This is a genomic window from Streptomyces sp. NPDC096324 (genome assembly GCF_044763015.1).
Lineage (GTDB): Bacteria > Actinomycetota > Actinomycetes > Streptomycetales > Streptomycetaceae > Streptomyces.
On record NZ_JBIWFK010000004.1, the window covers coordinates 210,024 to 229,933 of the forward strand.

The following is a 19,910-nucleotide window of genomic DNA, read 5'->3' on the forward strand; positions in this document are numbered from 1 at the left end:
TCAGGTGGTCGAGGCCCGGCTGCGCCGGCCGATCCGCCGCCAGGCGGCTCGCTGGACCTTGAGCGTCACGACGCCCACGACGATCAGCAGCACGATGTTGAGCAGCAGTTGGAAGAACGAGCCGCGCGCCTCGCTCCAACTGGAATGGGCGAGGGCGACTCCCATGTCGGCGGCGGCCGGGATGGTGGTGACCGAGATGAAGACGCCGAGCAGGGCGCTCGTCCTGGCCTGCGTCAGTGAGACGATCCCGACGATTCCGGCCAGTACCGCGACGACCGCGGAGAAGAAGCCCGGGGTGTCGATCAGCGTGGTGACCGGCCGGACGCCCAGCTCGAAGAGTTTCGGCGTGAGGCCCATGCCTCTGACCGCCCAGGAGAACAGGAACGTCACCAGGACCGCCAGCGTGAAACCGGCGGTGAGGGCGAACAGTCCCTGGCGGACTCTGGCTCCGTTGCGTCGGTCGATGCCGAGCGCGACGCTGGTGATGGCGCCGTACTCGGGCCCCACGACCATGGCCGCGACGATCAGGATCTGCGAGTTGGACAGGATGCCGACCGCCCCGATCACCCCGGCGATCACGAGGTAGAGATAGAAGCTGGGGACGTAGGTGCCCTCGGCGCGGATGCGCGCTTCGACCTCTTCCCACACCGGTGTGTGGGCCAGTGGCCCCAGTCGGCGCTGCTCGGCCTCGGCGGCCTTGTCGGAGAACGCCGTGTCCACGGGTTCGATGACGATGGATCCGCGGGAGTCGATCTCCAGGGAGCGCAGGCCGCGCAGCACGGTGCTCGCCTCCCCGGCCAGGACGTCGCACTGGATGGCGTCGCCCGCCGGGTTGCGGGCCTCGCCGGAGAGCACGAGGTTGAACACGCAGCGGTCGTCGGACAGCAGCTCGACGGTCCGGGGCGTGAGGTCGGGCGGGCTCACCAGTCGAACGTGGATCAGGTCCAAGGCCAGTCTCCCAGCTCGGCCGGCGGCGGGGCCGGGTGCTGTGGACCATGGCCGGCATGCACTTCAAGTGACGGATCGAGCACAAAACGTAGCAGTGGTGTACGGCGATCCATCGCCTTGGCGGCGTGTGGCGCCACCGCGAGTGCGGACGGATAGTGGAAGCGGAAGTACCGCTGGGGGTGCTCGGGGAGACAGTGGAGTGACCGGATGGACCGCTACCCGCCCATCGCCGACCACGGCCTCGTCGGAGATCTGCAGACCGCAGCGCTCGTCTCCTCTCAGGGTGTGGTCGACTGGTTCGCGGCACCGCGATTCGATTCGCCCAGCATCTTCGCCGCTCTGCTCGATCACGACGGCGGCGGGTATTTCCGCATCGCTCCCGAGCATCCCGATCTCTCGTGCAAGCAGCTCTACTATCCGGACACGGCGGTCCTGGTGACCCGGTTCATGTCTCCGGACGGAGTGGGTGAGGTCGTCGACTTCATGCCGCCCGACCGGACCCGTACACCGACCGACCGGCACCAGCTCATCCGTCTCGTACGGGCGGTTCGGGGAACCGTCGAGTTCTCCCTGGAGTGCCGGCCGCGCTTCGACTACGGCCGCGCCGAGCACCGCCTCGACATCGACAAGAGCGGTGCCCGGTTCCACGCGCCGGGCACGGAGGCGTTCCTGCAGGCGACGTTCCCGCTGGAGGCGGACGGCCACGACGTGCGTGGCACCGTCCGTCTCGACGCGGGGCAGAGCGCCGGGGCGGTGTTCACGGTCTGCGCCCCGGGCGGCAGTCCGCCCGACCACCTCACCATCGGCGCCGTCCATGCGCGGCTCACCGAGGTCACCCGTTTCTGGCAAGCGTGGCTGCGCCAGTCCCGCTACCGGGGCCGCTGGCCGGAGCTGGTGCACCGTTCGGTGATCACCCTGAAGCTGCTGACGTACGCGCCGACCGGCGCGCTGGTGGCGGCCGCCACCATGGGCCTGCCCGAGCAGGTGGGCGGGGAGCGCAACTGGGACTATCGCTTCACCTGGATCCGCGACGGCTCGCTGTCCGTGCGGGCCATGCTCGACCTCGGCTTCGTCGAGGAGGCCACGGCCTTCGTGCACTGGCTGGTCGAGCGGTTGCGCGAACGTGAGGGCAAGGAGGACGAACCGCTGCAGACGATGTACCGCATCGACGGCAGGCCCGACCTCCCCGAGGAGAGCCTCGAACACTTCGAGGGCTACCGCGGATCCGCGCCGGTGCGCATCGGCAACGGCGCCGCCGACCAGCTCCAGCTCGACATCTACGGCGAGGCCGTCTACGCCCTGTCCCAGGGGCGCGAGATCGAGGCGCAGTCGTCGTACGAGGGATGGCAGACCCTCGCCACGACGCTGGACTGGCTGGCGGATCACTGGGACCGGCCGGACGAGGGGATCTGGGAGACCCGCGGCGGCCGCCAGGACTTCACCTACAGCCGGGTGATGTGCTGGGCGGCGCTCGACCACGGGCTGGCCCTGGCCGAGCACTGGCGCAGGCCGGCCGACATCGACAAGTGGCGCGCCGCCCGCGACGCCGTCTTCAAGCAGGTCGTGGACCGCGGCTGGAGCGAGAAGGAACGCGCCTTCGTGCAGCACTACGACGGTGACGTGCTGGACGCCTCGCTGCTGCTGATGCCGCGGGTGGGGTTCCTGGGCTCCAGGGATCCGCGATGGCTGTCCACGTTGGACGCCATGGACCGTAAGCTCGTCTCCGACAGCCTCGTCTACCGCTACGACCCCGCCGCCTCCCCGGACGGCCTGCGCGGCTCGGAAGGCACCTTCAGTCTGTGCACCTTCCTGTACGTCGACGCCCTGGCGCGGGCGGGACGGCTGGAGCAAGCCCGGTACACCTTCGAGAAGATGCAGACGTACGCCAACCATGTGGGCTTGTTCTCCGAGGAGATCGGTCCGAGCGGAGAGCAACTGGGCAACTTCCCCCAGGCGTTCACCCACCTCGCCCTCATCATGGCGGCGAGCACGCTCGACGACGCCCTCGACGCAGAGCACGGGCGCTGAGGCGTGGCCGCCCCTGACCTCCGGGGAGAGGCCCCGCGGCTGACCGCGGCCGCATTCGACGCCCTGTACCAGCACTTGGCGTCCGGCGCCTCGTGGGCGGCCGGTGCGCGGGGCGCTCTGGCCGCGCTGACACCGGACCGCGTGACGGCGGCGGCACAGGAGGTACGGACCGGCAGGACGGTCACCTTGGCCGCGCCGGTGGAGACATCGACGGGGCCCGACAGCCCGGAGCCCGCCCTGCACACCATGCGCGCCTGGTCCGAGCAGTCCGACGACCAGGGGCTGCACTTCGCGAGGGACAGCTTCGCGATGAACGTGCACGGGGACACCGACAGCCACCTCGACGCCCTGTGCCACGTCATCTACCGCGGCACCCTGCACGGCGGTGTGGACGCGAGCAGTGTCACGGGGGACGGCGCGACGGCGCTGACGGTCGGGGCGCTCGCGGACGGGATCGCCGGCCGTGGGGTGCTGCTGGACATCCCCCGGCTGCGCGGCGTGCCCTGGCTCGAGCCGGGGGACCACGTGAGCGCCGACGACCTCGATGCCGCCGAGAAGTCCCAGGACACCCGGGTCGGGGAAGGCGACCTGCTGTTCGTACGGGTGGGCCACCGAAAACGCCGGACCGAGGCGGGTCCGTGGAACACCGCGGAGGCCCGGGCCGGCCTGCACCCGAACGCTCTGGAGTTCCTGGCCGAGCGCAAGGTCGCGGTCCTGGGCGGCGACGGGAACAACGACACCGCCCCGAGCCCGGTGGACGGTGTGGACTTCCCCGTGCATGTGCTGGCGATGCACGCGATGGGCGTTCACCTACTCGACTATCTGCAGTTCGAGGATCTGGTGCCGGTCTGCGCGGCCGAGGGGCGCTGGTCGTTCTTCTGCGTCGTGGCCCCGCTACGGCTGCCGGCAGCCACCGGCTCCCCCGTCAATCCGATCGCCATTGTGTGAGGGAGCCGTATGGGCAACTCCTCTCAGGAACCCGCGATCATCGTGGTCATGGGGGTGTCGGGGTGCGGGAAATCCACGACGGGAATCCTGCTGGCCGAGCGGCTCGGGGTGCCTTTCCTGGAGGCGGACGACCTTCACCCGGCGGCGAACCGCGCCAAGATGGCCGCCGGCAGGCCGCTCACCGAGGAGGACCGCCGACCCTGGCTGGCAACCGTGAGCGAGTGGATCGCGCAGGCGACGGCGTCCCGGACCGGCGGTGTCGTGGCCTGCTCGGCGCTCAGATACCGGTACCGCCAGATGTTCCGCGGAGCGGGGGCCCACGTGTGGCTGCTGCACCTCGCACTCGACGAGGCGGCAGCCCTGCGGAGGGTCGCGCGGCGCACGGGACACTTCATGCCCGCCGCCCTGGTGGACTCCCAGTACGCCGAGTTGGAGCCGCTGCGCCCGGACGAGCCGGGCCTGACCGTCGACGCCGAGAACTCGCCTCAGACGATCGTCCACCGGGCGGTAGCCGCCCTGCACGACCTCGAAGGAAGGGGCGGCGGAACGCGCTCCGAGGGAACCTGAGCGAGCCCGCTGCCGGCACCTCGTCACCGGAATGCCGGGGGTGGAAGTGCCCGATAAGATCGGATCCGTAACCGATAGGGGCATTTAAACGGTTTCATCCGGGGGGTCAGGATCCGGACAGAGAAGGCCAACGACTCCACGGACGGGGCGTTTCATGACCGGCGACCAGCACTACGACGTCATTGTCATCGGCACCGGAGCGGGCGGCGGCACCCTCGCGCACCGGCTGGCACCCAGCGGCAAACGCGTACTGATTCTCGAACGCGGCGGCTACCTGCCCAGCGAGCGTGACAACTGGGACTCCACCGCCGTCTTCGTCCAGGGCCGCTACCGCGCACCGGAGTTCTGGTACGACAAGCACGGCAACGAGTTCCCGCCGGAGGTGAACTACTACGTCGGCGGCAACACCAAGTTCTACGGTGCCGCGCTGTTCCGGCTACGCCCCCAGGACTTCGGCGAGATACGCCATCACGGCGGGCTGTCCCCGGCCTGGCCGATCGGCTACGAGGACCTGGAGCCGTACTACACGCAGGCCGAACACCTCTACCTCGTGCACGGCCGGCACGGCGAGGACTTCACCGAGGGCCCGGCCAGCGGCGAGTACGCCTACCCACCGGTCGAGCACGAGCCGCGCATCCAGCAGCTCAGCGACGATCTGGAGAAGCAGGGGCTGCACCCCTTCCACCTGCCCATCGGCGTGAACCTCACGCAGGACGAGAACGGACGAGCCACGCACGCCAGTGCCTGCATCCGCTGCGACCGGGTCGACGGGTTCCCGTGTCTGCTGGGCGCGAAGTCCGACGCCCAGGTGCTGTGCGTCGACCCGGCGCTCGAACACCCGGGCGTCACCATGGTGACCCACGCGGACGTCCGCCGGCTGGAGACCGACGAGTCCGGCCGGACGGTCACCGGTGTGGTCGCGGATCTCGGGGACGGGACCACCGAGACGTTCAGCGCCGACATCGTGGTCGTCGCGTGCGGCGCGGTGAACTCCGCTGTCCTGCTGCTGCGTTCGGCCAACGAACGGCACCCGGCGGGCCTGGGCAACAGCTCCGACGTCGTGGGCCGCCACTACATGCGCCACAACAACCTGGCGCTGATGGCCGTGTCGAAGGAACCGAATCCCACCAAGTTCCAGAAGACCATGGCCCTCAACGACTGGTACCTCGGCGCGGACGACTGGGAGTACCCGCTCGGCGGCATCCAGATGCTCGGCAAGTCGGACGCCGACCAGATCCACGGAGAGGCCCCGCGCTGGGCCGGCAAGGTCTCGCCCGACATGCCGTTCGAGGTCCTCGCCCACCACGCCGTCGACTTCTGGCTGTGCGGGGAGGACCTGCCCCTGGCCGAAAGCCGGGTCACCCTCGACAAGGACGACGGCATCCACCTCTCCCTGGACGAGAAGAACAACATCGAGGGCCTGAAGCGGCTTCAGCACAAGTTGCGGGGAATGCTGGGGCAGCTGGGGATGCATCCGCACCGCCTGCTGAACCACAGCATCTATCTGCACAAGGGGATGCCGATCGGGGCGACGGCCCATCAGGCCGGCACCGTGCGCTTCGGCACCGACCCCGCGAGCTCGGCCCTCGACGTCAACTGCAAGGCCCACGACCTGGACAACCTCTACGTCGTGGACACGTCGTTCTTCCCCAGCATCGGCGCGGTCAACCCCTCACTGACCGCCATCGCCAACGCCCTGCGGGTCGGCGATCACCTGATCGAGCGTCTCGGCTGAGCCCGCCGGGCCGGCTGGGGCCGCTGAGCGTCGATGCTCAGGGCCCCAGCCGGACTCCTCACACGTTGTCGCCGGGAAGCGCCGCGGTCCCCGTGTCGGAGTCCGTCAACGGCTCCAACTCCCCTTGCGTGTCCAGCCGGTAGACCAGCACCAGCCCCGGACCCACCAGAACGACCGCGATGATCGTGACGATGCCCAGCCAGCGCAGCGTGTGCGCTGCGCCGGCCCCGTCGGCCACCGTCAGCGTGGTCGGCAGCAGATAGGGACGCTGGGCGAAGCCCCAGGCGATCACCGCCAGGGCGACCGTGGCCACCGAGGTGTGCCGCGACCAGCGGTGTGCGCGCATCAGCAGAAGCAGCACCGTCAGCACACCGGAGCAGGCCGCGAGGATCACCATCAGCAGGCCCAGGCCCCGGGTCATCCCGTGCCAGACGTAGGAGGCGTCGTCGTGGGTGACGGGCAGGGCGATCGCGGCCAGGACCACTACCGCGCCGAAGGCCAGCAAGGCCCTCAGCCGGAAGTAGTCGACGAGGTCGTCCGCGCCGAACCGGCGGGCGTCCGCCACCAGGAACACTGCGCCGAGGAACGCGGTGGCCGCGATGGCCAGCAGACCCGCGAGGATCGAGGTCGGGTTGGCCCAGACATGCGCGGTGGGAGGTGTGCCCACCTCGACCCGGCCCGAGGCGATACCGCCGAGGACGGAGCCGAGGAAGAACGGGGTGACGAGTGAAGCGACGGCGAACAAGGCCCCGTAGACGCGCCGTCGGGCCAGGCGCCTGCTCGGCTTGCGCAGGGCGAACCCGGCACCACGCAGCACCGTCCCGAGGGCCGCGAGGACCAAGGGCAGCCACAAAGCCGTGAAGACGGCCTGGAACATCGTCGGGAAGCCGGTCCACATGAGGACCAGCACGAAGATCAGCCAGACGTTGTTGACCTCCCACACCGGTGCCATGGCGTGGTCGATCAGCCAGCGTGGCCGCTTGCCCCGGTCGGCGCCGCCCGCCAGCAGGTCCCAGAAACCCGCTCCGTAGTCGGTGCCGCCACCGCACGCGTACGCGGCGATCACCACGACCAGCACCCAGGCGATGACGTCCGCCATCATCGGTCACCTCCCGAGGACCCCTTGGACGATCCGGCGCCAGGCCCGCCGGCCGACGAGGCTCCGACGGTCGCGGCGTCGGCCGCGTGTCTGGGCCCGTACGGGGTGTCGGCTTCGGGCTCGAGGGCCGTGGCCGACGAGGCCGCGGCTTCGTCGGCCACGCGCCAACGGGTGCGCATCTTGAGCAGAATCGCCAGGAAGGACCCGAAGACCGCGACATACACGACGATGACGACTCCGAGCAGGGCCCAGATCCCGCCGGCACCGGTCTCCGTGACGGCCTCGGACACCCGCATGTGGTTGTAGACGATCCAGGGCTGGCGGCCGACTTCCGTGGCGATCCAGCCGCACTCGACGGTCACCAGGCAGGCCACGCCCGCCAGCGAGGCACAGCGGAGGAACCAGCGGTTGTCGGGCATGTCCCGGTGGCGCCACCAGAGCCACGCGTACCACAGGGCCAGCAGGATCAGCACACTGCCGATGGTCGCCATGAGGTCGAAGCAGAAGTGCACGAGCGTCGCCTGGGCCGGGGTCGGCCGGTTCTCCGCCGGTACCGAGGTCAGTCCGGTCACCTTGGTGTCGGGTCGGAACCCGGCCAGGATCGAGTCCAGTTGCGGGATCTTGATGCCGCCGGAGATGGATCCGTCGGAGTGCAGCCGCCCGAAGAGGTACTCGGGCACGTGCGTGTCGGTCTTCCAGACGATCTCCAAGGCCGCGAACTTCACAGGCTGCTTGTGGAACACCGATCGGGCGGCGGAGTCCCCGAGGAAGAACTGGATCGGCGTCAGGATCGCGGCGACGGTGAACGGCACCATGAAGCCCAGCTTGTGGTAGCGGTCGCGGCGGCCCCGCAGCCAACCGACCGCGTACACACCCGCGACCACGTAAGCGGCCGTCAGGAACATCGCCACCACGAAGTGCCAGTACTCGGTGCCGAAGATCGGGGTGAAGACGGCCTTCCGCACATCGACGTTCGTCGGGTTGCCCTGGGAGTCGAGGCTGAACCCCTGCGGGGTGTTCATCCACGAGTTGGCGGCGATGATGCCGAACGCCCCCATCAGGGCGGCCAGTGGCAGCGGTACGGCCAGCCAGAAGTGGGTCCATGGCTTGAGGCGGCGCCAGCCGTAGAGATAGATGGCGATCATGATGGCTTCGAGGAAGAAGGCCCATGCCTCCACGCCGAAGCCCAGGCCGAACACGTCACCCCAGCGCCCCATCATGCCCGGCCACAACACGCCGAACTCGAAGGAGAGCACGGTGCCCGTGACGACACCGATGGCGAACTGCACCGCCATCACCGCCGACCAGCGCCGGGCGAGCTTCATCGCCACCGGATCGTCGCGGCGCAGGCCCCGGTAGTGCATGACCAGCGTGATGAAGGGCAGGGCGACCCCGAAGGGGACGAGCAGGATGTGCGAGGCCAGGGTGAAGGCCATCAACTCACGGGAGGGCAGAAGCTGGGCCGGTGTACCGGCGGCCAGGTGCACTGCTGTGCTGAGCATGGGTGCCTCGGTGATCTTCACCCGCCTTCGGCGGGGAACGCAGGGACAAGACGATGACGGCAAGGAGCCCCGGCCGGGTCAGGGCTCGCGGAGCGCCGCGGTGCCTCCGTGTTGCTCGGCGGGCCCGGGGTCGGTGTCGGGCAGGGTGAAGGCCCGCTCGCGTCGCGCGCCGGAGGCGAAGACGACGGACCAGCTCAGGACCGCGCCCAGCCTGCTGCGGAACCCCGTCAGGAAGGCGATGTGGATGAACAGCCACGCCAGCCAGCCGCCGACGCCCGACAGGTGCACAGGCCCGGCCTTGACGACGGCCCGTCCGCGCGAGATATAGGCCGCACTGCCCAGATCCACGTACTTGAAGGGCTTCGGCTTCTTCGTCCGGCCCTCCACCGCATGACGCACCGATCGCCCCGCGTACGCACCCGACTGCATGGCCACCTCGGCCAGGCCGGGCAGGTGGTCGAGGGCCATCACGTCGCCGACCACGCGGATCTCCGGGTGACCGGGAAGGGTCAGATCGGGTTCGACGGCGATACGGCCGGCTCGGTCCCGCTCCGCACCGGTGGCCCGCGCCAGGGCACCGGCGATGGGCGGGGCCTCGACCCCGGCCGTCCACAGCACGGTGCGCGCGGGGTGATGGGTGGTCGTGCCGTCCCGCTCCTGCACCGTCAGGCCCTGCCCGTCGAGCTCGGTGACCCGCGTGCCCAGGTGGAGTTCCACACCGAGATCGTTCAGGGAGCGGGCCGCACGCCCGGCCAGACGGTCCCCGAAAGGCGCCAGCACCTGGTCGGACCCCTCGAAGAGCAGCACCCGGGCCTGGAGCGGATCGATGGTCCGGAACTCCCGGTCGAGGGTGTGGCCGGCGATCTCTCGGATCTGCCCGGCCAGTTCCACCCCGGTCGGCCCGCCGCCGACCAGCGCGAAGGTGAGCCAGTGCCGCCGGTCCCGAGCGTCCGTGGCCGACTCGGCCATCTCGAAGGCGCGGTAGATCCTGCGGCGGATCTCCAGCGCGTCGTCCAGCGTCTTCATGCCCGGCGCGTGCGCCGCGAACTCGTCGTGCCCGAAGTACGACTGGCGCATGCCGGCCGCGACGATCAGGTCGTCGTAGGGAACGACGACGGTGCCGCCCTCCGGCCGTCGCGCGTGGACGGCGCGCTCCTTCACGTCCACGTCGGTGGCGTCGGCGAGCAGGCAGCGCACGTTGGTGTGACGGCGCAGGACCGCGCGCAAGGGTTGGGCGATCTGTCCCTCCGACAGGATCCCGGCCGCGCACTGGTACAGCAGTGGCTGGAAGAGGTGATGCGCCCGGCGGTCGATCAGCGTCACCGCGACCGGCGACCGGCGCAAGGCCCGAACGGCGAACAGCCCGGCGAGCCCTCCCCCGATGATCACCACCCGCCGGGGTGTCACATGGTCTTCCACAGCGCCTCAGCCGCCGGTGGCGAAGCCGGGGAAGAGGGTCATCCCGCCGTCGACGTACAAGGTCGTGCCGACCACATAATCGAGCAGATCGGACGTGATCGCGACGACGGCGTCGGCGATGTCCTCGGGGTCGCCCACCCGGCGGTACGGGATGAGCTTGAGGAGCTCGGCCTCCGCCTCGGGGGTGTCCCAGGCGGACGTGTTGATCGGGGTGCGGATGGCGCCCGGCGCGACCGCGTTCACACGGATGTGGTGCGGGGCGAGCTCCTGGGCAAGCGTCTGCATCATCATGCCGACGCCGCCCTTGGAGGACGCGTAGTTCACATGGCCCGACCACGGGACGATCTGGTGGACCGAGCTCATGCAGACGATCTTGCCCGCCGAGCGGGACACCTCCGGGACGACACCGCGCCGCATGAACTCCTTCACAGCCTCCCGCGCACACAGGAACTGACCCGTCAGGTTGACGTCGATGACCTTCTGCCACTGGGCCAGCGTCATGTCCACGAGCGAGGAGTCGCGCTGGAGGCCGGCGTTGGCCACCATGATGTCGATGGTCCCGAACTCCCGCACGATCCGCGCGACCATCTCGACGACCTGGTCCTCGTCGGACACGTCGGCCTCGTGGGCGTAGGCGTTCACCCCGAAGCCCTTGATCTGCTCCACGACCTCCTCGGCCTCGTCGGCTCCGACGACGTAGTTGACCACGACGTCCGCCCCGGCCCGGCCCAGTGCGATGGCGGTCGCCTTGCCGATACCCGAGTTCGCGCCGGTCACCAGGGCCTTCTGCCCTCGCAAAAGCCGTGCGACCAGCGACGTACCGCTTTCCTCGACACTGCCTGCCACCACGATCTCCTCGCTCGATTCCCTGCAGCCGCCTCCGGTCGGCGAAAAGACCTCGCGGAAGACACCAGAATGCGGTGGCAAGCCAAATCCATTAGCACCGTCAGCGGCAGCCCGACACGCTGCCGGGCCCGCTTCAACCGCCGAGGTCACTCCTGTGGCTCATGCGGATCGAAACGGCGTGCGCGAATCCCGGCGCTCGGCCGCTTCCGCACCAGGCCGGGGGCAGACGGTCGTCCTCCGGGCTACGTGCCTGAACGTCAGAGCTGTCCGAAGCCGGGCGTCGGTAATGCGCAGGGGCGTCGCGAGCCTCTTGATCTTGTGAGTGTCGCCGGTCAGGCGATGGGCCCGCGCCGTGGGCGTCGTAGTCGTAGGGCTCGGCCTGATCGCGAACTTACTGGCGCGCCACCCCGTCTGCGACCAGCGGAGCCGACAGTCGCGCTGTGAGCGCATGACCTCTGGCCAACACCAGCACAGCCGCCGACGAGACCATCGCGACGGGCAGTTGGCTCACCCGAACTGCTCAAACGGGTGAACGCTGCGGTCTCGCGAGCACCGGAGCCGGGGTGATTCCCTGCCCCGTGGTAGCACCTGATGCGGGTTGCCTGAATCTGCGGCCCCAGTCCCGTCCGCGAGGAATGGATGCGTATGCCGGCCGGACCCGCCACCGCCCCACAGAACCCGCTCGAAATCGTCCGCAGCCGCAGCTACATCTCCCTGCTGGTGATCTCGGCCGTGCTGGGCGTCCCCATCTCCTGCGCGGCCTACGGATTCCTCGCCCTCGTCTCCAAACTCCAGTCCTTGCTCTACAAGGACCTGCCCAAGGGCCTCGGCTTCAGCGGAACACCGGACTGGTGGGCCGTGCCCCTGCTCGCCGTGGCCGGCGCGATCGTCGCCCTCACCATCCGTCATCTGCCCGGAAAGGGCGGGCACGAGCCGGCCGAAGGACTCAAGACCGGCGGTACCCCGTCGGTGACGGCAGTGCCCGGCGTGGCCCTCGCAGCGATCGCCACGCTCAGCTTCGGTGCCGTCCTCGGCCCGGAGGCCCCGCTCATCGCCCTCGGCGGCGGACTGGCGGCCGGCGCGATCCGGATGCTGAAACGCGACACCCCTCCCACCGGCATCGCCCTCGTCGCGACAGCGGGCAGCTTCGCGGCGATCAGTGAACTCCTCGGTTCCCCCCTTCTCGGAGCGTTCCTGCTCATGGAAGCCTCCGGCCTGGCCGGCCCGATGCTCGGCGTCGTGCTGGTGCCCGGACTGCTCGCCGCAGGCGTCGGTTCCCTGATCTTCACCGGCCTGGACGACTGGACCGGACTGGGCACCTACTCCCTGTCCCTGACCCAGGTGCCGCCCGCCGACCGGCCGACACTCGCCGCGTTCGGCTGGGCAGTCCTCGCCGGCCTCGCCGCCGCGATCCTCGGCGAGGCCATCCGCCGCTCGGGCCAGTACCTGCAGCGACATGTCGAGCGGCGCAGGCTGCCCCTCACCGTGGCGATGGGCGTATGCGTCGGACTGTTCGCCCTGCTCTACGCCACCATCACCGATAAACCGATCTCCGGAGTGCTGTTTTCCGGCCAGAGCACCGTCGGCCCCCTCCTGGCCGACAATGCCACCTACTCCCTCGGCACCCTGCTGCTCCTCATCGTGTTCAAGACCCTCGCCTACAGCGCCTCCCTCAGCGCCTTCCGGGGAGGTCCCGTCTTCCCGTCCCTGTTCGTCGGCGGTGCGGGCGGGCTGGCCATGTCCCACCTTCCCGGCCTCGACGCCACCACCGGCTTCGCGCTCGGCATGGGTGCCCTGAGCGTCGCCATGCTCAAACTGCCGATGACCTCAGTCCTGTTGGCCACCCTGCTCCTGGGTACCGTGGGACTGACCGTGATGCCCTTGGTGATCGTGGCCGTGGTCGTCGCATACGTACTGACTCTCCGGCTCGCCAAGCCCGAGACTCCTCAACCCGGCGAGCGGAAACCAGACAGGCCGGCCGTCCCGTGACCTTGCAGGACGGGTCGACGCCGGGCGCGGCTCCAGCGTCGGCTTGTGGACCGGCGTGGTGCAGGGCGCGTCGAAACGCTCGGACTTCGCGAACTCCGGACAGCGCAGCACCTCCGCGTCGAACTCGCCCGGCGTCGCCCCGTGCCATTGCGGGCGCAGGACGGTCGTTCCAGCTCGGAAGCGTCTCGTCCGTGCCGCACCTCGACAACTAAACGACGATATCGTTCATATATGACAGATATCCGGCTTGGTTACCTTCGCGCTCCTTTGGCTGATGCTTGGATGGTCGCGCAGCAGGCCCGTCGACCACGGCCACCCACTGCTCACCGATTCCGAGCCACCGCTCCTGCGCCGATGGTGTGCGAGGCAGTGGGCTCGTCCATCTCGGTGGCGGGACATGGTCGCCTCTTCCGGTGAGGAAGGCCCCATGGGTGCACTGCCGCGCGACGCTCGGCTCGTCCTCGACGAGCGCGGCGCTGTCGCGCAATGGAGCCCGGAGGCCGAGCAACTCCTCGGCTATTCCACGGAGGAGGCACTGGGCCGTCACGTCACCCTGCTCCTGGACCAGCAGTCGGTCGGCAGGGAGGCTGTCGAGCAGGTCGCCGCACGGCACCGGGACGGTCACCAGGTGGCGGTCAGCGCGGCGGTCAGTTCTCTCGTCCGACCTGGCGGGGCCCTCCACTGGTCGGTGCGGCTGACCCCGGCCCCGGCCACCGCTCAGGACGAGATCGACGCCGCACTGCTCCGCGCGCTGCTGACCGAGTCCCCCCTCGGAGTCCAGGTCGTCGACGGCGACCTGCGGATCGTCCGCCTGAACCTCTCCGCGCCAGGAGTCCACGGCGTCGTGGGCAGGGAGGCTGTCGGGAGTCACATCCGCGATGTCGCGCCAGGTATCGTCGACGAGTCTGTCGAACAAAAGATCCACCAGGTGGTCCAGACCGGTCGACCACTGAGTTTCCTTCACCGCGGCCGCCCTCCGACCGATCCCACCCACGATCACGTCTACTCGGCGACCCTGCTGCCCCTCAGGGACTCGGCCGGGCGCAGTATCGGGGCCCTCGTGGCTTCCCAGGACGTGACTGAGAGGGAACGGGCCCGGGCACGCCTGGACCTCCTGGTGGAGGCGGGTACCCGGATCGGCACCACGCTCGACGTCCTCACCACGGCGGAGGAATTGGCCGCCGCCGCGGTTCCGGCCATCGCGGACATCGCCACAATCGACGTGCTGGACGGCGTGCTCCATGGCGAGGCGTTCGCGGCGGGCCCCGTCAGCGAGCGGACCCGGCTACGACGCGCGGCCTTCATGAGCGCCCTGGAGCCGGGCACGCAGCCTGCCTATGACGCCGGACAACTGGTCGAATACCTGCTCCCCGCTCACATCGCCGGCCTGACCGAACTGCGCCCCACCGTGATACCACGCCTTGATTGCGACGACCTGCCCGCCGACGACCGTCGCACCGCGCACATCCGCGCCACCGCGGCCCACTCCTTGATGGTCGTACCCCTCGCCGCCCGTGGGGTGGTGCTCGGCCTGGCCAGCTTCTACCGGGCCCGCGAGCCTGATCCATACGGGGACGACGACCTTTTCCTCACCGCCGAACTCTGCGGCCGGGCAGCCGTGTGCATCGACAACGCGCGCCGGTACACCCGCGAACGCGACGCCGCCCAGGCCCTGCAGCGCACCCTGTTGCCTCAGTCCGCACCGCCGCAGAACGCCGTGGAGGTCGCCTGGCGCCACGAATCGGCACGCAGCCCGGGGGACTGGTTCGACGTCATCCCCCTTTCCGGCGCACGGGTCGCGCTGGTCGTGGGCCGCATGGCAGGCCAGGGCATCGACGCCGCCGCCGCGATGGGACAGCTGCGCATGGCCATCAACACGCTCGCCGCCCAGGACCTCGCCCCCGACGAACTGCTCGGCCGGCTGCACGACCTGGTGACCGGACACAGCGACGAGCCCGCCGACGATCTCGCCGCAGCATCAGCCAGGACCCACATGCAGGGCGCCACCTGCATCTACGCGGTGTACGACCCCATCTCGCGCCGCTGCACGCTGGCCCGAGCCGGCCATCCGGCGCCGGTGGTCGTCAGCCCGCAGGGCAAGATCGAGATCCCCGACATCCCGGAGGGACCCCCGCTCGGCACCGGCCACCCGCCCTACCGGACCGCTGACATGGAACTGCCGGAGGAGAGCACGATCGCGCTGTTCACCACCAGCCCGGCACAGGCCGGCGACGCCGAACGGTCACCTGCGGCCCACACTCTGCGTCAGGTCCTCAGCAGCAATCCGCACCGCACCTTGGAGGACGCCTGCGATGCGTTCATCCGCGCCCGTGGGACCGCCGACAGCGAGGGTTTCCTCCTGCTGCTGGCCCACACCCGGGCGCTGGCCGCGGACCGGGTGGCAACCTGGACCCTCCCCCCTGACCCGGCGGTGGTCACCACCGCCCGTGCCTTGAGTCTGCGGCAGCTGGCCAACTGGGGCCTGGAGGACCTGGACTTCACCACCGAGCTGATCGTCAGCGAGCTCGTCACCAACGCCATCCGCTACGGAACCGGACCCATCGGCCTGCGTCTGATCCGCGATCGCGCGCTCATCTGCGAGGTCAGCGACGGGAGCAGCACGGCGCCGCATCTGCGCTACGCCTACGAGACCGACGAAGGTGGCCGCGGCCTCTTTCTGATCGCCCAGCTCGCACACCGCTGGGGTACCCGATATCACGCCCGGGGAAAGACCATCTGGGCCGAGCAGGCACTCCCCCCACCGAGCGCCGGCCGCCCGGCGGAGAGTCCGGCACCGGCCCCAGGCGGCGAGGAAGCCGTGTGAGGATGCGAAGCCGCTGCCCGAGAAGCCACCGCGCCGCCCTGGAGCATCCTCCGCATCCGGTGTGCCTCCTCGGCGGCACACCCGCCGAGCAGGCACACCGGCGGGACCACTGAGGCGGTCAGCCCTGATGCTGCTTCCAGTAGCGCGTGTGCGGCAGGTCGTCGTCGAGCCAGTAGGCGTCGTCCTCGGTGACCACGAGCATCTCCTCCCATTTCACACCGATGTCGCCCTTGCCGATGTGCGGCTCGACGGCCCACAAGCCCGGTTCGCAGGGCTGGTCCGCCTCTTCGTTCCACAGCGGCGTCTTGTTCAGGCGGGGGCGGATGGCGGAGGAGAGGAGATGGCCGCTGAGGTAGGCGATGGCCTGGGGGCTGAATCCATTGATCCGGAAGGTGGGCAGGCGAGTGCCGGGGACCTTGCCGACCTTGTGTGCGACGACCGAGCCGGGGTAGTAGCTGTGGATGTTCTCGAAGCCCTGGTCGGTGATCAGTTCGTCGATCTGCCGGTAGATCTCCGCCTGGGTGGCACCGCGCCGGACGAGTTGCAGGATGAGGTCGCGGTACGGCTCGAGCGCCATGCGCGCCTCGTGGAACTCATCGCTGTTCTCGCCGCCGAGGGTGCAGGAGTAGCCCATGTCGCAGGCGATGTTGCCGACCACGGGCCCGACGTCGAGGATGACGGCCTCGCCCCGGCGAAGCCGGCGGTCGGAGGGCAGGAACTGCTTGCCGAAGTGGGCCATCTTGGGGTTGAGGAGGCTGCCCAGGGCCCCGCCGCTGGGCTTGACGAAGTCCCGGAACCGGGTCCGCTCGCCGAACCACGCGAAACCGTAGTGGAAGAAGCGGCTCACTCCGTGGTCGCGGAGCCAGTCCTCGACGGCCCGCGCGGCCTGCTTCTCGGTGATCCCCTCGTACAACTGCGCCTCGACGGCTGCCACCGCGTCGTAGGCCAGTCGTTGGGCCGCCTTGAAGTCGTCGAGTTCCTGCTGGGTGAAGTGTTCCTTGGCCATGGGGGTGCAACCTCTCGGAGGAGTGCCGGGTCGGGTGGGCGGATCGTGCGGCGGCCGTCTGCGCCGCCGCGGGTCAGGACGGGGCGGGCGTGTCCCGGAGCGCGCGCTTGAGATCTTCCCGGTGGCGTTGGTGGGCAGGGTGTCGAGGAATTCGACCTGGCGCGGGTACTTGTAGCTCGCCATCTTCTGCTTGCACCAGGCGATGAGTTCGTCCTCGGTGAGTGCGGCACCGGGGGCCCGTACGACGCAGGCCTTGACCTCTTCGCCGTGCCGGTCGTGGGGGACACCGATGACCGCGGCCATGCTCACCGCGGGATGGGTGTGCAGGACTTCTTCGACCTCCCGCGGGTAGACGTTGAAGCCGCCGCGGATGATCAGGTCCTTGGCCCGGTCGACGATGTAGTACCAGCCGTCGTCGTCGCGGCGGGCCAGGTCGCCGGTGCGGAACCAGCCGCCGCGGATCACCTCGGCGGTGGCGTCGGGGCGGTCGTGGTAGCCCTTCATGACGTTGTGGCCGCGGATGGCGATCTCGCCGACGGTGCCGGGGCCCTCGACGGGGGTCCAGTCCTCGGCGACCAGGGCCACCTCCACGCCCCAGACGGGGCGCCCGATGGAGCCGGGACGGACCTCCTCCCCGCGCGGGGAGAAGGTGGCGACCGGGCTGGTCTCCGACAGGCCGTACCCCTCCCGGACTGTCACCTTGAACCGCTCGCCGAAGCGGCGGTGGATCTCCACCGGGAGCGCGGCGCCGCCGGAGACGGCGGTGCGCAGGTTGGCGGCGATCCGATCCAGGTCGGCGGTGGAGGTGTCCTCGCCGAGCAGGGCCCAGTACATGGTGGGCACGCCGGCGAAGAAGGTGACGGCGTGGCGCTCCATCAGGGCGAGGGCGGCGGAGGCGTCGAAGCGGGGCAGGCAGCAGGACCAGGGTGGACCGGCCGGCGAGGCCGGCGTTCATCTGCACGGTCTGGCCGAAGGAGTGGAAGAGCGGCAGGGTGACGAGGTGGATGTCGTGCTCGGCCTCACCGAAGAGCTTGTGGCAGGTCAGGGCGTTGAGGGCCATGTTGGCGTGGGTGAGCTCGGCGCCCTTGGGGCGGCCGGTGGTGCCGGAGGTGTAGAGGATGACGGCGGTGTCGTCGGCCGAGGTGGGCACTGTTTCGAAGTCGGCGCTGTGGTCCGCCAGCGCCGCGGTCAGCGTCTCGGCGCCCGGGACCGGGGAGTCCGCGGCGGCGGTCATCAGGAAGAAGTGCTCGCAGTCAGGGCTCTCGCCGAAGCCGGAAAAACCCTCCCGACCGAGGGGGAGTTCGGCGGTGCCCTCGAAGCAGAAGTAGGCCTTCGCGCCGGAGTCGGCCAGGTGATAGGCGATCTCACGGCCCTTGAGCAGGACGTTGAGCGGGACGACCACCGCGCCGGCCTTCAGGATGCCGTAGTAGACGATCGGGAACCACGGCAGGTTGGGGCAGGACAGGGCCACCTTGTCGCCGGGCCGGATGCCGCGGGAGCGCAGCAGGTTGGCCACCTTGCGGGCGGCGGTGTCCAATTCCGCGTAGCTGGTCCGCTGCTCACCCAGGACGAGGGCGGTGCGGTCGGGGACGGCTCGGGCGCTGTCCTCGAGCATGACGGCGAGGTTGAGCATGGAGACTCCGTGCGGGGGACGAGGGGCGGGGGTCAGAGCGCGGCGGGCAGCGGGGCGTCGCTGCCGCCTTCCACGCGCAGTTCTCGCTCGTAGCTGCGTGAGGCGGTCCACAGGGCGGCGGCGGCGACGGCGCAGAACAGCGGCATCAGGGCCAGGGCGTCGGCGATGCCCAGGGCGTCGGAGAGCCATCCGGTGAGCAGCGGACCCACGGCCAGACCGAAGAGGTTCTGGATCAGGGTGACCATGCCGAGCGCGGTGGCACGGACCTTCGGATCGACCACGTCCATCACGACCGCGGGGACGGGACCCACCGCCGCCGCCACGGTGAAGGCGCCGGCGACGATCAGGCCCAGTTGCAGGGGACCGGCCGGTACCCATGCGAAGGCGGAGGTCAGCAGGGTCAGCGCGAGCAGGGCGAGCCCTGCCGGCAGGGTCAGCTTCCTCCGCGCCCGGACTGCTGCGGCGCGGTCGGCCGCGTAGCCCAGCACGACGGTGCCGGCCGCGCTGGCGATGACCGCCACCGCCGTCACCGCACCGGCCCTGGCACTGGTGTAACCGTGGGTGCGGGTGAGGTAGCTGGGCAGCCAGGTGTAGAGCGTGGAGAGCACCACCAGCTGCGTGGCGCCGCCCAGATACGCGGCGACGGCGGTACGGCTGCGGAAGAGCTCGGCCACGGCGCCCCGCTCACGGGCGGGCGACTCGCCGGGCGCGGCGGCCGGTGCCGCCCCCGGCGCGCGCCCCTCACGCACGCGCAGGAACAGCAGCGCCAGGATCAGGCCGGGCGCGGCGAACACCGCGAGCGTGAGACGCCAGCCGAGCGAGGGCACCATCAGCCCTCCCAGGGAGACCCCCAGGACGACACCGAGCGGGCCGGCCGCCTGGAGCGCGCCCACCATCGTCGCGCGCCGCCGCTGCGGGAACAGGCCGGCGGTCAGGGCGCCGCCGGCCGGCCCGTAGCCGGCCTCGCCGAGTCCGATGGCGGCCCGGGCCGCCAGCATCTGGGTGTAGCTGCCCGCGACAGCGCAGGCCATGGCCGCCAGGCTCCACACTGTGCCCATCAGGGCGATGCACTTGGTCCGGCTCCAGCGGTCGGCCACCAGCGCGAAAGGCAGTGCGCCGATCGCCACCGTCACGGCGACCGCGGAGACCAGGGCTCCCAGCTGGGTGTCCGACAGCCCCCATTCGCTCTTGAGCAGGGGGAACGTGGCGACGATGATCTGACGGTCGATGAAGTCCGTGAGCATCAACCCGAAGGCGAGCGCGAAGACGGACCAGGCGTAGCGCCCGGAGACCGGACGCGGCTCCGAATCCGACGAGCCGGACTCCGAACGCACCACTGGGGTGGGTGAGGGGGTGTCCATGGGAG

13 protein-coding genes and 1 pseudogene are annotated in these 19,910 nt (G+C 70.1%); 6 read left to right on the plus strand and 8 right to left on the minus strand.

Going from position 1 to position 19,910, the window contains the following annotated elements; genetic code table 11:
* Positions 1-948 (minus strand): DUF389 domain-containing protein, encoded by a 948-nt coding sequence (locus ACIQ7M_RS11735; protein WP_403642620.1) that lies wholly within the window; start codon positions 946-948, stop codon positions 1-3.
* Between the two features lie 207 nt (positions 949-1,155).
* Here ACIQ7M_RS11735 and ACIQ7M_RS11740 point away from each other — a divergent pair, with 207 nt between their 5' ends.
* The 4 genes from ACIQ7M_RS11740 (at position 1,156) to ACIQ7M_RS11755 (ending at position 6,226) form a co-directional block, all read left to right on the plus strand.
* Positions 1,156-2,976 carry a glycoside hydrolase family 15 protein gene (locus tag ACIQ7M_RS11740; RefSeq protein WP_403642622.1) on the plus strand — a complete coding sequence of 607 codons (1,821 nt, stop codon included), beginning with the start codon at positions 1,156-1,158 and terminating at the stop codon, positions 2,974-2,976.
* Between the two features lie 3 nt (positions 2,977-2,979).
* A complete protein-coding gene (locus ACIQ7M_RS11745) occupies positions 2,980-3,924 on the plus strand; it encodes a cyclase family protein (protein WP_403642625.1) in 945 nt (314 codons plus the stop codon).
* A gap of 9 nt (positions 3,925-3,933) precedes the next feature.
* A complete protein-coding gene (locus ACIQ7M_RS11750) occupies positions 3,934-4,491 on the plus strand; it encodes a gluconokinase (protein ID WP_403642628.1) in 558 nt (185 codons plus the stop codon).
* Between the two features lie 154 nt (positions 4,492-4,645).
* Entirely contained in the window at positions 4,646-6,226 is a 1,581-nt protein-coding gene (locus tag ACIQ7M_RS11755) for a GMC oxidoreductase (protein ID WP_403642632.1), read from the plus strand.
* Positions 6,227-6,284: 58 nt separating this feature from the next.
* On the opposite strand, the gene ACIQ7M_RS11760 is transcribed toward ACIQ7M_RS11755, so the two are convergent.
* From ACIQ7M_RS11760 to ACIQ7M_RS11775, 4 genes are all read right to left on the minus strand, one after another.
* Entirely contained in the window at positions 6,285-7,328 is a 1,044-nt protein-coding gene (locus ACIQ7M_RS11760; RefSeq protein WP_403642635.1) for a cytochrome d ubiquinol oxidase subunit II, read from the minus strand.
* On the minus strand, positions 7,325-8,827 hold the full coding sequence (locus tag ACIQ7M_RS11765) for a cytochrome ubiquinol oxidase subunit I (protein WP_403642638.1): 1,503 nt from the start codon (positions 8,825-8,827) through the stop codon (positions 7,325-7,327). Before ACIQ7M_RS11765 ends, ACIQ7M_RS11760 begins: the two co-directional genes overlap by 4 nt.
* Positions 8,828-8,905: 78 nt before the next feature.
* Positions 8,906-10,234 (minus strand): NAD(P)/FAD-dependent oxidoreductase, encoded by a 1,329-nt coding sequence (locus ACIQ7M_RS11770; RefSeq protein ID WP_403642641.1) that lies wholly within the window; start codon positions 10,232-10,234, stop codon positions 8,906-8,908.
* Between the two features lie 18 nt (positions 10,235-10,252).
* Complete coding sequence (locus tag ACIQ7M_RS11775; RefSeq protein ID WP_403642643.1) at positions 10,253-11,092, minus strand: SDR family oxidoreductase; 840 nt, start codon at positions 11,090-11,092, stop codon at positions 10,253-10,255.
* 645 nt (positions 11,093-11,737) lie between these two features.
* Here ACIQ7M_RS11775 and ACIQ7M_RS11780 point away from each other — a divergent pair.
* Together ACIQ7M_RS11780 and ACIQ7M_RS11785 are read left to right on the plus strand one after the other, a co-directional pair.
* Positions 11,738-13,081, plus strand: a complete 1,344-nt coding sequence (locus ACIQ7M_RS11780; RefSeq protein WP_403642646.1) for a chloride channel protein — start codon at positions 11,738-11,740, stop codon at positions 13,079-13,081.
* A 427-nt stretch (positions 13,082-13,508) separates the two neighbouring features.
* Positions 13,509-15,905, plus strand: coding sequence for a SpoIIE family protein phosphatase (locus ACIQ7M_RS11785; RefSeq protein WP_403642649.1), 2,397 nt, complete (start codon positions 13,509-13,511; stop codon positions 15,903-15,905).
* Between the two features lie 118 nt (positions 15,906-16,023).
* Here ACIQ7M_RS11785 and ACIQ7M_RS11790 read toward each other — a convergent pair whose 3' ends face one another.
* From ACIQ7M_RS11790 to ACIQ7M_RS11800, 3 genes and pseudogenes are all read right to left on the minus strand, one after another.
* The gene (locus ACIQ7M_RS11790) at positions 16,024-17,787 is read right to left on the minus strand and encodes an AMP-binding protein (RefSeq protein ID WP_403642652.1); all 1,764 of its coding nucleotides are present in this window, start codon (positions 17,785-17,787) and stop codon (positions 16,024-16,026) included.
* Between the two features lie 88 nt (positions 17,788-17,875).
* Positions 17,876-18,544, minus strand: a pseudogene (locus ACIQ7M_RS11795) (AMP-binding protein); the annotation flags it as partial.
* Between the two features lie 32 nt (positions 18,545-18,576).
* Positions 18,577-19,905 (minus strand): MFS transporter, encoded by a 1,329-nt coding sequence (locus ACIQ7M_RS11800; protein WP_403642655.1) that lies wholly within the window; start codon positions 19,903-19,905, stop codon positions 18,577-18,579.
* Between the last annotated feature and the right edge of the window lie 5 nt (positions 19,906-19,910).

Excerpts from the sequence above, each read along its gene's own strand:
- ACIQ7M_RS11740 (WP_403642622.1), top strand. The coding sequence starts at position 1,156 with ATGGACCGCTACCCGCCCATCGCCGACCACGGCCTCGTCGGAGATCTG.
- ACIQ7M_RS11750 (WP_403642628.1), top strand. The coding sequence starts at position 3,934 with ATGGGCAACTCCTCTCAGGAACCCGCGATCATCGTGGTCATGGGGGTG.
- ACIQ7M_RS11755 (WP_403642632.1), top strand. The coding sequence starts at position 4,646 with ATGACCGGCGACCAGCACTACGACGTCATTGTCATCGGCACCGGAGCG.
- ACIQ7M_RS11760 (WP_403642635.1), bottom strand. The coding sequence starts at position 7,328 with ATGATGGCGGACGTCATCGCCTGGGTGCTGGTCGTGGTGATCGCCGCG.
- ACIQ7M_RS11765 (WP_403642638.1), bottom strand. The coding sequence starts at position 8,827 with ATGCTCAGCACAGCAGTGCACCTGGCCGCCGGTACACCGGCCCAGCTT.
- ACIQ7M_RS11780 (WP_403642646.1), top strand. The coding sequence starts at position 11,738 with ATGCCGGCCGGACCCGCCACCGCCCCACAGAACCCGCTCGAAATCGTC.
- ACIQ7M_RS11785 (WP_403642649.1), top strand. The coding sequence starts at position 13,509 with ATGGGTGCACTGCCGCGCGACGCTCGGCTCGTCCTCGACGAGCGCGGC.
- ACIQ7M_RS11790 (WP_403642652.1), bottom strand. The coding sequence starts at position 17,787 with ATGGAGCGCCACGCCGTCACCTTCTTCGCCGGCGTGCCCACCATGTAC.
- ACIQ7M_RS11800 (WP_403642655.1), bottom strand. The coding sequence starts at position 19,905 with ATGGACACCCCCTCACCCACCCCAGTGGTGCGTTCGGAGTCCGGCTCG.